Origin of the sequence: Clostridium sp. AM46-21 (genome assembly GCF_003480025.1) — a bacterium.
Classification (GTDB): domain Bacteria; phylum Bacillota; class Clostridia; order Lachnospirales; family Lachnospiraceae; genus Coprococcus; species Coprococcus ammoniilyticus.
The window spans coordinates 173029-183369 of record NZ_QUIB01000005.1 but is presented as its reverse complement, the minus strand read 5'-3'; the positions used below and the strand labels follow the sequence as shown (position 1 = coordinate 183369).

General features: G+C 40.2%; 18 protein-coding genes and 1 pseudogene. All 19 read right to left on the bottom strand.

Features of this window, described 5'->3' with window-relative positions; genetic code table 11:
• Window positions 1-125 precede the first annotated feature (125 nt).
• Window positions 126-446: a type II toxin-antitoxin system RelE/ParE family toxin gene (locus DW959_RS05240; RefSeq protein ID WP_008402216.1), complete on the bottom strand. Its 321-nt coding sequence runs from the start codon at window positions 444-446 to the stop codon at window positions 126-128.
• Window positions 446-748: a type II toxin-antitoxin system RelB/DinJ family antitoxin gene (locus tag DW959_RS05235; RefSeq protein WP_172681925.1), complete on the bottom strand. Its 303-nt coding sequence runs from the start codon at window positions 746-748 to the stop codon at window positions 446-448. The genes DW959_RS05240 and DW959_RS05235 overlap by 1 nt, the downstream gene beginning before the upstream one ends.
• A 54-nt stretch (window positions 749-802) precedes the next feature.
• Window positions 803-1180: pseudogene (locus tag DW959_RS05230) on the bottom strand (site-specific integrase); the annotation flags it as partial.
• Between the two features lie 118 nt (window positions 1181-1298).
• On the bottom strand, window positions 1299-2033 hold the full coding sequence (locus DW959_RS05225; protein ID WP_008402212.1) for a MerR family transcriptional regulator: 735 nt from the start codon (window positions 2031-2033) through the stop codon (window positions 1299-1301).
• A 133-nt stretch (window positions 2034-2166) separates the two neighbouring features.
• On the bottom strand, window positions 2167-2460 hold the full coding sequence (locus tag DW959_RS05220) for a hypothetical protein (RefSeq protein WP_004853536.1): 294 nt from the start codon (window positions 2458-2460) through the stop codon (window positions 2167-2169).
• Window positions 2461-2681: 221 nt separating this feature from the next.
• Window positions 2682-3152 (bottom strand): hypothetical protein, encoded by a 471-nt coding sequence (locus tag DW959_RS05215; protein ID WP_015567916.1) that lies wholly within the window; start codon window positions 3150-3152, stop codon window positions 2682-2684.
• 276 nt (window positions 3153-3428) lie between these two features.
• Window positions 3429-4664 (bottom strand): tyrosine-type recombinase/integrase, encoded by a 1236-nt coding sequence (locus DW959_RS05210; RefSeq protein ID WP_118615602.1) that lies wholly within the window; start codon window positions 4662-4664, stop codon window positions 3429-3431.
• A gap of 32 nt (window positions 4665-4696) precedes the next feature.
• Window positions 4697-4873: a CopG family transcriptional regulator gene (locus DW959_RS05205; protein ID WP_077326067.1), complete on the bottom strand. Its 177-nt coding sequence runs from the start codon at window positions 4871-4873 to the stop codon at window positions 4697-4699.
• A 134-nt stretch (window positions 4874-5007) separates the two neighbouring features.
• On the bottom strand, window positions 5008-5220 hold the full coding sequence (locus DW959_RS05200; RefSeq protein ID WP_004611639.1) for a DUF6462 family protein: 213 nt from the start codon (window positions 5218-5220) through the stop codon (window positions 5008-5010).
• Window positions 5204-5641 (bottom strand): type II toxin-antitoxin system PemK/MazF family toxin, encoded by a 438-nt coding sequence (locus tag DW959_RS05195; protein ID WP_118615600.1) that lies wholly within the window; start codon window positions 5639-5641, stop codon window positions 5204-5206. The genes DW959_RS05200 and DW959_RS05195 overlap by 17 nt, the downstream gene beginning before the upstream one ends.
• Before the next feature lie 2 nt (window positions 5642-5643).
• Window positions 5644-6015, bottom strand: coding sequence for a recombinase family protein (locus DW959_RS05190; protein WP_004611637.1), 372 nt, complete (start codon window positions 6013-6015; stop codon window positions 5644-5646).
• Between the two features lie 10 nt (window positions 6016-6025).
• Window positions 6026-6346, bottom strand: a complete 321-nt coding sequence (locus DW959_RS05185; RefSeq protein ID WP_004611636.1) for a helix-turn-helix transcriptional regulator — start codon at window positions 6344-6346, stop codon at window positions 6026-6028.
• The gene (locus DW959_RS05180) at window positions 6336-6557 is read right to left on the bottom strand and encodes a hypothetical protein (RefSeq protein ID WP_004611635.1); all 222 of its coding nucleotides are present in this window, start codon (window positions 6555-6557) and stop codon (window positions 6336-6338) included. The genes DW959_RS05185 and DW959_RS05180 overlap by 11 nt, the downstream gene beginning before the upstream one ends.
• The gene (locus DW959_RS05175; RefSeq protein WP_077326070.1) at window positions 6551-6958 is read right to left on the bottom strand and encodes a recombinase family protein; all 408 of its coding nucleotides are present in this window, start codon (window positions 6956-6958) and stop codon (window positions 6551-6553) included. Before DW959_RS05175 ends, DW959_RS05180 begins: the two co-directional genes overlap by 7 nt.
• A 154-nt stretch (window positions 6959-7112) precedes the next feature.
• Complete coding sequence (locus tag DW959_RS05170) at window positions 7113-7418, bottom strand: helix-turn-helix transcriptional regulator (RefSeq protein ID WP_004611633.1); 306 nt, start codon at window positions 7416-7418, stop codon at window positions 7113-7115.
• Between the two features lie 120 nt (window positions 7419-7538).
• Window positions 7539-7907, bottom strand: a complete 369-nt coding sequence (locus DW959_RS05165) for a hypothetical protein (protein ID WP_147353066.1) — start codon at window positions 7905-7907, stop codon at window positions 7539-7541.
• Between the two features lie 195 nt (window positions 7908-8102).
• A complete protein-coding gene (locus DW959_RS05160; protein ID WP_022364659.1) occupies window positions 8103-9380 on the bottom strand; it encodes a tyrosine-type recombinase/integrase in 1278 nt (425 codons plus the stop codon).
• Window positions 9381-9459: 79 nt separating this feature from the next.
• Entirely contained in the window at window positions 9460-9663 is a 204-nt protein-coding gene (locus tag DW959_RS05155; protein WP_009296579.1) for an excisionase, read from the bottom strand.
• 433 nt (window positions 9664-10096) lie between these two features.
• Complete coding sequence (locus DW959_RS05145) at window positions 10097-10339, bottom strand: helix-turn-helix domain-containing protein (RefSeq protein WP_004611627.1); 243 nt, start codon at window positions 10337-10339, stop codon at window positions 10097-10099.
• Between the last annotated feature and the right edge of the window lie 2 nt (window positions 10340-10341).

The window sequence follows — 10341 nt, the reverse complement described above, 5'->3', positions numbered from 1 at the left end:
TATACTACGGTTACTACCGCAATACTTATGCTGAGTACCTTTATAATCAAACCATTCATTGTGTATCTCCCTATCACTAAAAATTGGAAATTAACAAGTCGACAAATTCAAATAAACGCGTGCTTTTATAGCTCGCCTCTCAAACGTGCTTCTATATCAGATGCCGTGTATAACACATCCGTTACAATTACCCTTTCGTCACGGATTGTGTAAAATACTGAATAATTATCGACGAGCATTCTACGCAACTCCATTCTCTTTTCCGGCTCAGAATCCATAATCCTAAATCGTTCCGGGAAAGTGTCTAATGTAAGTATTTCATCAGCAATGCGATTATATTGTCCCATTGCATTATCCGGAGCAAGCAAATCTATAGCAATATAATTGTATATATCTTCCATATCCTGCAAAGCTTCTTTTGTAATCTCTACCTTATAGTGCTTCATTAATGCCTCTCTCTAAATGCCACAAACGCACTAGCTGCATCCTCAACATTTCCTTTCTCTATATCGGCATATCCTTTTTCTAACTTTTGATGAATCTGTGTAACAGACATCATATCTGCATTCACTGAATTAGCCGCTTTTGGTAATACAACAGAAAAAGGAATTCCTCCTACTAATGATATTTGTTTTAAATACATATCTATAGCAGTAGCCATTGGTATCCCTAATTGTGCCAATACACTTTCTGCATTTTCTTTTACATCTGGATTTACTCTTATATTTAATGTTGCTGTTTTTCCCATAGAATACACCTCCATCTTTCTTTTATTGTAACGTCTTTTGCGTTACAAATCAATCTATGAAATATATTTTCGATGCGATAGCTTCACATTGTTTTGATTAACCATTGCATATCTGAGCGTTGTATCTATTTGCTCATGTCCCAGAATTTTCTGTACCTGTTCAATCGGCATACCTTTCTCAATTGCTCTGGTGGCCATAGTCCTTCTGAACTTATGTGGGTGTACCTTTTCTACACCTAACTTCTTCCCCATTTCTCGTAATCGTAACTCCACACCGCTTTCAGTAAGTCTACTGTATGGTTTGTTTAACGACACAAATAACGCTATATTATTATCTGTCCTTGATTCAATATAATTCAACAAATGAATTTTGGTCTTAGCATCAAAATATGCTTTCCTCTCTTTGTCTCCTTTGCCATCTGCGATGCATTTAATACTTCCGCCATGTCATTGATGATGTCATAAATTTCTCTACCCATAAGAGCACACTCCTTTTTGAAGGAGTATATCGTAGAAAAATCAGCGTATCAACAGAGCGTATTACTGGAATTTACCTTCCGCTCATATAAAATATATCAATAGCTTTACTTGCAAACTCTGCTGTGCCAACTCCTCCAACATCATCAATATTTTCCGTAAGTTCTCCTCCACCGGCATACATTCTTCCAAGACCGCATAAAATCTTATCAGAACATGTATAAAAATGATCTGTAATGTAATCCTGAAGTTTCCTTACCTGCAACTGCACCTGTTCATCTTCTGGGTCCATTTCTTTCATTTGTCCGAATTCAACAAATAATTGCATAAACTCATTTGCAACAGTAGCTTCATCATCTTTCGTCCAGTTCTTTGTTTTCTCTTCAAACTCCTTATACTCAGAGGTTTGTCCCCATTGTTCTTTTGCTCGTTTAGAATACTCATCAATCTTTGTTGTATCAAATACTTTAAAATCCATATATTTCACTCCTATTCCTTTTATTCCTCGAGCGAAACTAATAAGATTTTCAAGATGCTCTTTTTTCATAGTAAGCAATTCAATCTGCTGCTCTAATGCTTTATTCCTGTCAAAGTTAGGGGCATCAATTATCTTTTTAATCTCCTTAAGCGGAAATTCCAATTCTTTAAACAGTAAAATTTGTTGCAGCCTTTCCAAGGATGTATCGTCATACAGCCTATAACCTGACTCTGTATATTCAATAGGTTTTAAGAGACCAATGGTATCATAATACTGCAGAGTGCGTATACTCATTCCTGTTAATTTACTTACCTCATTCACTGTCATCATTGTCATTTCCTCCTCTCGATAAACATATCGTAAACTATTACGTTGCGTAGGAGTCAATAGATTTTCAAAGAAATTTTCAAAATTAACAGCTTGATAAATTCCGATTTTCTTGATTCTACAAACTGAAATTTGCTTATTTTAACCAAATCGGACCGACAATAAATATTCCCCAAAAGAGAACTGTAATAATGACTAAGGCTTCAGATACAGACCAGTAAATGATTTTATATTTTTTTACCGTAAGAGGATATATAAAATATATCAGTACAACTAATAGCTGTAAAATGATAAATAGTATTGTTTCCTCAACCGTTGCAGATATGAAAAAGTCAGCAGCGCCCTTTGCTACACCCTTACCTATAAGCCAGATATTGACTGCCAAAAAAGAAACGATTGAAAGAATTAGCTTTACACCAAATCTATTCATGTTATTCCCCTCCAAATTCCGATTTGTATTTCTGTTTGTTTTAAAATGGGCAACTCCGATTGGAATTGCCCACTCATTGCACTAATTATGCGATTTTTTCTTGCTTGCACCGATTTCTGCATCAAATGATGTAAGTTTGATGTAAATCGCTGTTTTTTCAGTTTTTTATCAAATGAAGTACGTCCCGTCTATTTGGTAAAACGGTACATCTTTACATCATCTTAATAGAGCTTTGCACCTGCCGGAATGTGGTCATCAACCATCAGAAGATGAAGCTTTTCTTCGCCTTCTTCTTCATGAATAGCACTGAGGAGCATACCGCAAGAGTCAATGCCCATCATAGCTCTCGGTGGAAGATTTGTGATAGCAATAAGAGTCTTTCCAACCAGTTCTTCCGGCTCATAAAAGCTATGAATACCGCTTAAAATGGTTCTGTCTGTGCCTGTTCCGTCATCAAGAGTAAACTGTAACAGTTTCTTTGACTTCGGTACTGCAACACACTCTTTAACCTTTACTGCACGGAAATCTGACTTGCTGAATGTATCAAAATCAACAAATTCCTCAAATAAAGGCTCTACCTTTACCTTAGAAAAATCAATCTTTTCAGACTCAGTTTTTACATTTTTTTCAGGTGCTTCAGAAGCTGTATTATTTACATCATTTTTCTTATTTACACCATCTAAGGACTTCATTGTCGGGAATTTTTTTGATTGCTAAGCTAACTCTTGTATATCCTTGTAAACCCTTGGAAAATGGGCTTTCCCGGATTCTATATACTTGGATACTCTTGGACGTTTTTTTGACTTTTGTGCGTCCAAAAGATGTCATTCGCCTTAAAATACGTCTTTTTATTTTATGCATGTACTGCTGTGTCAAACACAACAATACTTAGCAAGTATAACATATTTGCCACAGTATGAATAGGTATATTTTTCAATCTTCAAAGAGTTCAATCGCAGGACTCTTTTCTAAAAAATATCCATATTTTTTGATAATTTCTCAATTACTGATTTGGTAACATCTGGGTTTGCTTCTGCATATATGTTCATGGTAGTCGATACATCAGCATGTCCCATTACCTCTTGAATTACTTTGATGTTGGTTTCATTCTCGCAAAATCTTGATGCAAACGTATGTCTGAAGATATGGCAGGAGAATCTTGGAATCATAATAGGTTCTCTCTTCTCTTTTTTAGCAGCCACCTCTTCCTCAGAATTATGAGTATCTACAATTCTCTTAATTGCACGATTGACTGCGGCAGGATTGTGTGGCATTCCAAAACGATTTGTAAAAGCAAAATTGGTCATACCATCTACATTCTCTATGCAAAAGCCTTCTTGCTTCTGTCTCTCATATTCTTCCTGAAGCACATCATATACCTGCTGCATCATAGGTATTCTACGATTACCAGCTTCCGTCTTTGGCAAAGATACTCTAAACTCACATTTATATGAATCATCCGCTCTCTGGTAATAGGTTAAGCTATGATTGATATCAATGATTCGATTCTCCAAATCAATATCATCCCAGCGTATCCCAATTGCTTCTCCTATTCTGCATCCAGTTCCTAACAAAAATACAAAGAATGGATACCAGTGATAAAAGAACGGATTCTTTGCTACATACTCCATGAATTTTCTCTGCTGATCCACAGTCAACGCTCGCCTTGTTTTTCTGGCACCACCATTACGCTTCTTTACTTCACAGTATGCTCCGTCTACCGGATTCTTCCTTATGATATCATCTCTGACAGCAAGCTGAAATGTAGGTCTTAATACTGTGTTAATTGTCTCAAGCGTATTAATCTGTAATCCCTGATTATTAATCAAGTCTGTATAAAAGAATAACACGTCTGAGTATTTCACATCTCTTACTTTCTTCTTGCCAAATGTATCACGAATAAAATGATTCCATGTATACAAATAATTACTGTAAGTAGTGCTACGCAATTCTGTTTTAGTTGATATGTACCTGTCAAACAAAAAGTTTACATCAGCTTTTCCTGCGACATAGATATCAAGTCCATCCAACTGGTCTTTTTGTAACTGTTCTTCTCTTTCTCGAAGCTTTACCAAAGACTTTGCATAAATGGTTCTTTTCTTGCCTAATGGATCAATATATACATATGAGTATCTTCCGTCGCCTTTTCTGTAACCCTCACCCTTTCTTAATACTCTGCCTTTACCATCTTTTCTACAAGCCATTATTCTCTCCTTTCCGGAGAAAAGAGCCTGTTCTACTGATTAGCCTGCTGCTTCATTTGTAATTCAACACCCATTCTAATCAATTGCGAAATGGATAGATTATGAGTCTCAGCATACTCAACCATTATCTGGTATTCCTCTTCTTTGAATTTAACAGTTACCTTATGATCAAAAGGTTTATCTGCTTTTGGTCTTCCAGTTCTAACCATCTGTATGCCTCCTTCATATCTTAGTCATATTATACTTTCGGTCTGACCGAAAGTCAATACATTTTTTCTCTCTTGGCTCATTTTTCTCCATACTTGTTTGTATTTCTTCTATATCAATGCGTCATTTCTCATAATTACTTATAAAACTCGTCATCTACAATATGGAAAGTCTCCAGATATTCATCAATAATATCCAGATTAACCAACACCAGCTGATTCACTTTATAACATGCCTTTGCATCCTTCGCTAACTGCATAAACTTTGACACACTCATTGAATACATCTCTGCTCCTTCTGAATATCTGACAAATCTTTTATTATTAGTCTTTTTAGTTCTGCTGTCCATTTGCTAACTCCTCCATTACCATTTTGCGAGCTACAGGTAACAGATCAAACTGTCGTATCAAAGCTCTGTCTATTTCTTCTCTCACGCCGGAATCCTCAATGACAGTTCCACTTTTTGCTCTAATGCAGCCTTTTGAAATTGTCTGTGCATCTTCAGGCATAAAATCAGATATCTTACTTAATCCAAATCCACTCACATCCTTCGGATTTAAAATCACATGTACCGGAATATCCTTTAACTTACTGCTCAAAGGGACTACTGACACCTGTAGTGCACCATCATGATTACTGGCATCACATGAAATAATTATTCCTGGTCTGATTCCTCCCTGGATGCCATGTGGATTTTTTCCAAAATCTGCATACACGACATCAAATTTGTTATACTTACCATATCTTCTTTTTTCTGTTCGTCTGCTCATATCTATGCTCCCTTCTTGATGTGCATATCCAATCTGCCCTCATCTACAGTCACCACAATGCCGCCTGCTTCAATAACCAGTCCTACCTTAAAATAAGCATCCGCAACACTGCTGGATATAGCTGCCATATTCGCAACAACTACTCCACTGATTTGCTTTTTGCGGATCATATTCACAATCTGATTCCACTGGCGATCAACATCTCTCTGCGAAAAGCCATTGCGTCTTATCTTTCCCACGATTGAATATTCTTTTCTCTTTACAAATTCATGTATATATTTGCTCTGCTTGTCTTCAAGCATATTTACTTTTTCCAATGGAGCCTGCACTGAAAGATATTCTATGCAATCCATCTTTTTAATCTTTCTTCTCATTCTCTGCCTCCTATGCTGACTTCAAAGCCTGCTCTATCATAAAATCAAATGTCTTTTTCAAATAATCCTGCTTATCTGCAGGTAACCGCTTTAGCCTCGAATCTAATGAATCCGGTGTACAGTCTATTGCAAGTAAGCTATTTGCGTCTGTTTCATAAACTTCCATAAGCATATACAAATTTTTCATGCTCAAGTTTCTTCCTCCTTGCTCCACCTGTCCAAGTGTCGAAACACTTATTCCAGTTTTAGCAGCAACCTCTTCAATGAGAAGTCCTTTGTCCTTACGGATATCACGAATCACCGGACCAATTTTATATCCTTCATATTTCATCGTCGTACCCTCCAATGTCCTGTGCCATTTCCCTAATCATCTCTACAGCTGCATCTTCTGTCTCGTACTGACCAAGCCACTTCCCACTTGAATCATGTACAACTGTTCCGAATGCAGTCTGTGTAAATCTGCAATCCTTCACAGCCGGGACTTGTTTGTCCCGACCGGAATGATTTTCTGTTGTCGCTCTACCAAAGGACTCCGTTAGCATCCAAAATCCTCTGCATGAGATACAATAATTGGCACCGGACCGACTTCAAGAGAATAGAGCCATATGCCCATATCTGTGATGGTCTTAACAAATTCTTCCAGATCATAAATGTCATCTGTGATCTCATTCAGGCTTCTGACTACTACAACCTCAAAGTCTTCCTCTTTAAGTGTTGCAAAGAAAGCATTCAGACCTTCTCTGTCATAGTCCCTTGTCATTGAACGATCACAATACGCATCATTGATTATTACTCCATTAGGCATTGCCTGATCACGCATATTCTCGACCATCTGGACTACATTAAGTTCTGCTCTGCGTGACTTTACAAATGCAATACCCTTTGCAAGCTCCTGATTATCTGTACCTTCGTTTCCTACTACGTTAAAATCTCTTTTATTCATTTTGTTATCTCCTTTACGATTTCGTATTGGAGAGTTTTGGCGCCTCCACTCTCGTGGTGTGCTGTTCCTTAGCACATGATTATGATAGAATACTTTCACTTTTTATGATTTGCCTATAAAGCCTATCTTTTCATTGTTTGTAGTCTTTAAAAGACTATTTTGTAAATGTTTCTATTAAGACCTTAATGGAATCCGCCTGCTCCTGTGAAATAGTCAAGCACTGCTTCCCAAACAGGAGGTAATCAACAGAACAACCTAGAATCTGACTAATCACATATAACTGAGGCACAGTACAATTTGCACGTCCATTCTCAATCCTAGACATCTGATTACTCTGGATATCTAGCACAGCTGCTAAATCAACAGCGGCAATCTTTTTATCTATTCTCAACTTTTGAATTCTCTGACCAATCTGTAATTGTACGTCCGAACTATATTCTTTAAAATCAGTCCATGTCATTCTGTTCACCTCCTCTCATGCAAAATAAAAAGCAGTGGTAATATTTCCTACCACTGCAATTAAAACACATATTTTACATTGATTCGATTCCCCCAATTTTAATATTAAAAAGGGGTATTCTCATTGAGGCTTTTTACGTTGTGCCTCTAGCTGTTCAATAAACTCTTTTACTCTTAATCTTTCTTCATCCGTTATCATTCCCATTCTTTTTTCATATTCTCTTCTACTTTTATTATTATCACAATATGTTTTTAGTGCTTCTTGAAATACATTTTCACTGGTGTCCCTAAAACTAAAATCTATATCCTCATCTTCAGAATCCTTCAATACCACCTCTCCCCATAGTTTCTTTTGAGTTTCATTATCTATTTCCTGTAGTCTTTCACATATAGCCTCAAATCTTGGCTGTAATTTATTGATGAAGCCATTAGAACGCAATATTTCCTTTCTTTCTAATAATAAGTCCTTATATTCCTCATTCTTGTCCAATTCTTCTTGCAACTTATGCTAATCATTTAATAGATTTCTAATTATCTCTTTAGATGTTCTTATATGCCGGTATAGCCCGTTACTTCGGGCTTTTCCGGCACTTTTCATATAGGAAGAACCTCACAAATCTTTTTATTACCCCTCATGTTTTCGCTCTCAAAAGTAGTAAAAGCAGTAGTAAATTCTGCGTACTACTTATGCCGCCTTGGTTTCCTCGGCGCTTTCCGCCGCAGGCTCCGGCTTGGCCTCTGTGGTGGTTTTTGCCTTGGCTTGCAGCCGTTCCATTTCCTCCTGTGCGGAATGGAAAGTAGCGTGGGCGTAATAGTTCAGCGTCATTACGATGTTGGCGTGTCCCATGATGTACTGCAATGCCTTGGGGTTCATGCCCGCGTTTGCCATTCTGGTACAGAATGTATGCCGCATGGTGTGCGGCGTCATCACATCGGGCAGCGGCTCCTTGTGGCACTTGTTGTACTTCTTGGCAAGGCACTTGAACATGGCGTCATAGTTGACGGCGGTTTTGGGCAGGCCGTCCCGGTTCAGGAACAGGAAGTCCTTATAACCGTCAACCTCAATGCACCTGCCGTCCCTGCGCTTCTTCAACACGCGTTCAAACGCTTCATAGGCGGCTGCGCTCATAGGCACTTGACGGAATCCGCTTTCTGTTTTTGGCGCTTCGATATAGTAGCCGTCCTCGGTGCTTCTCAAAAGCTGGTGGTCTACATTCACAAAGCGCTTCTCAAAATTCAGGTCGGCGGGCGTCAGGCCGCAGAGTTCGGAAATACGAAGCCCGGTTTCCAGCAGGATCACCACCTCGTCATAATACTTGGCATAGACGGAATCGTTCTGCATGAAATCCAAAAGCTCGTTTTCCTGTGTAGGGGTAAGCGGCACCTTTGGTACGGTATCGTCGTTGATAACCTCATTGATCGGGAAGTCAAAGGGATTCTTGCGGAGACAGTCGTCCTGTACGGCCATATAAAAGATGGCTTTTAAGGAACGCTTGCTGTTGCAGATGGTGTTGTAGGCAACGCCCTTTTCCTGCATACGCAAGGCCCATTCTTTCGCGTCGGACAGCTTCACGCTGTCAATGCTGGCCGCGCCCAGCTTATCTTCGGACAGAAGTTTCATCAACTGCTGGCGGCTCTTTTGGGTTCCTTTCCGCACATTCCCGCGCTGCCGGGTGTACTTTTCATAAAGCTGGCATACGGTCATTTTCTTGCCGATGGTGTCTATCCCGTCGTCAAGGTCTTTCTGTATCTGCTTGATTTTCTCGCGCAGGGAAAGACAGGGCCGTTTCCCGGCAGGTACTTTGTCGGTAGGTACTAACTTCCATGAGTAAACAAACTGGGTTTCTCCAAAGGTGTCAATGTATTTGTAAGCGTATCTTCCATCTGATCGCTGGCTCTCTCCAGACTTCAAAAGGCGGCCTTTGTTGTCCCGTCTTTTTTCATCTCGTTCTTTTCTTGGCATTTCGTCATGCTCCTTTCCATGACGGAAAGAGCCTTGACACGCTTATAACCTATTATAACACGCGCAAGGCCCTTTTTCACTATATTGTGTCAAGGGAATCAATGATTTTTTCAAACTGCTTCCGCTTGATCTGGATGCGGTTGCCGTTCAGGATCACCCAGCCAGCGGTGGGGTTTTCCTCGGCAAGCCGACGCAGTTTGTTTTCCCCGATCCGAAAATATTTGGACGCTTCCTCAATGGTGAGCGTGTATTTTTCCCAAATAGGCACATCGTTATTACTCATAACATGGCCCCCTTTCTTTTCAAAACAAAGGTTGTTTTTTGCGAAAGTGGGCAGAAAATAACGGACGGCTGCTGGCACAGCTCCACGGGAATCTCACCCCCGCGTGGTTCTCACGCGGCCCTGCTCGTTGCCTGCGACGCTTCAAACGCTCGGACTACGACGACAAGGGCGTATCATTGTCCTGCCTGCGCGTCGTCGCCCGCAGGCTGCCACACCTGCTTTACGGCCCGGTAAAATCGCTCCGCTTACCCCAATGAGGGAAAGCCTCTTGGCGCACCTGCCGCCCGGCTCGGCACAGACAGAATGTATCCGTCTGCCCTATGACGCGCCGCCATTGTCCTGCGGGCGTATTTGTCAAGGAGCAAAGGGGCCGCCGGGAAACAGGCAGGCGGGGAAAGGGAAAGCCGCCTGTCTATGGCCGGGGCCTTAACCGTCAGTCGCCAATGGGACTAACGATGGAATGGATCAGCTTGATTTGCAATCGGCGCTTCATATACTCGTCAATGCAGATATGAGGCTGGCCGCTGCCGTCATAGAGTGTCCGGGTACACAGCTTATTGATATAGCCGTCATAATGCTGCAAGACACGCTCCACGGCTTCGGCGTTACCGGCGCAGGCCGCGTCGATCACAAAATCAGGTAGAGGGCTTTTGCCCTTGTAACTGGATTGCTTCATCC

Bases quoted from the DNA above. Each gene is read 5' to 3' on its own strand.
- DW959_RS05190 (WP_004611637.1), bottom strand. From the start codon at position 6,015: ATGAGAAGAAAGATTAAAAAGATGGATTGCATAGAATATCTTTCAGTG.
- DW959_RS05220 (WP_004853536.1), bottom strand. From the start codon at position 2,460: ATGAATAGATTTGGTGTAAAGCTAATTCTTTCAATCGTTTCTTTTTTG.
- DW959_RS05185 (WP_004611636.1), bottom strand. From the start codon at position 6,346: ATGAAATATGAAGGATATAAAATTGGTCCGGTGATTCGTGATATCCGT.
- DW959_RS05205 (WP_077326067.1), bottom strand. From the start codon at position 4,873: ATGGTTAGAACTGGAAGACCAAAAGCAGATAAACCTTTTGATCATAAG.
- DW959_RS05195 (WP_118615600.1), bottom strand. From the start codon at position 5,641: ATGAGCAGACGAACAGAAAAAAGAAGATATGGTAAGTATAACAAATTT.
- DW959_RS05170 (WP_004611633.1), bottom strand. From the start codon at position 7,418: ATGACATGGACTGATTTTAAAGAATATAGTTCGGACGTACAATTACAG.
- DW959_RS05215 (WP_015567916.1), bottom strand. From the start codon at position 3,152: ATGAAGTCCTTAGATGGTGTAAATAAGAAAAATGATGTAAATAATACA.
- DW959_RS05225 (WP_008402212.1), bottom strand. From the start codon at position 2,033: ATGATGACAGTGAATGAGGTAAGTAAATTAACAGGAATGAGTATACGC.
- DW959_RS05200 (WP_004611639.1), bottom strand. From the start codon at position 5,220: ATGGACAGCAGAACTAAAAAGACTAATAATAAAAGATTTGTCAGATAT.
- DW959_RS05160 (WP_022364659.1), bottom strand. From the start codon at position 9,380: ATGCCAAGAAAAGAACGAGATGAAAAAAGACGGGACAACAAAGGCCGC.
- DW959_RS05145 (WP_004611627.1), bottom strand. From the start codon at position 10,339: ATGAAGCAATCCAGTTACAAGGGCAAAAGCCCTCTACCTGATTTTGTG.
- DW959_RS05180 (WP_004611635.1), bottom strand. From the start codon at position 6,557: ATGCTAACGGAGTCCTTTGGTAGAGCGACAACAGAAAATCATTCCGGT.
- DW959_RS05235 (WP_172681925.1), bottom strand. From the start codon at position 748: ATGGGAAAAACAGCAACATTAAATATAAGAGTAAATCCAGATGTAAAA.
- DW959_RS05240 (WP_008402216.1), bottom strand. From the start codon at position 446: ATGAAGCACTATAAGGTAGAGATTACAAAAGAAGCTTTGCAGGATATG.
- DW959_RS05210 (WP_118615602.1), bottom strand. From the start codon at position 4,664: ATGGCTTGTAGAAAAGATGGTAAAGGCAGAGTATTAAGAAAGGGTGAG.
- DW959_RS05175 (WP_077326070.1), bottom strand. From the start codon at position 6,958: ATGAATAAAAGAGATTTTAACGTAGTAGGAAACGAAGGTACAGATAAT.
- DW959_RS05155 (WP_009296579.1), bottom strand. From the start codon at position 9,663: ATGAGTAATAACGATGTGCCTATTTGGGAAAAATACACGCTCACCATT.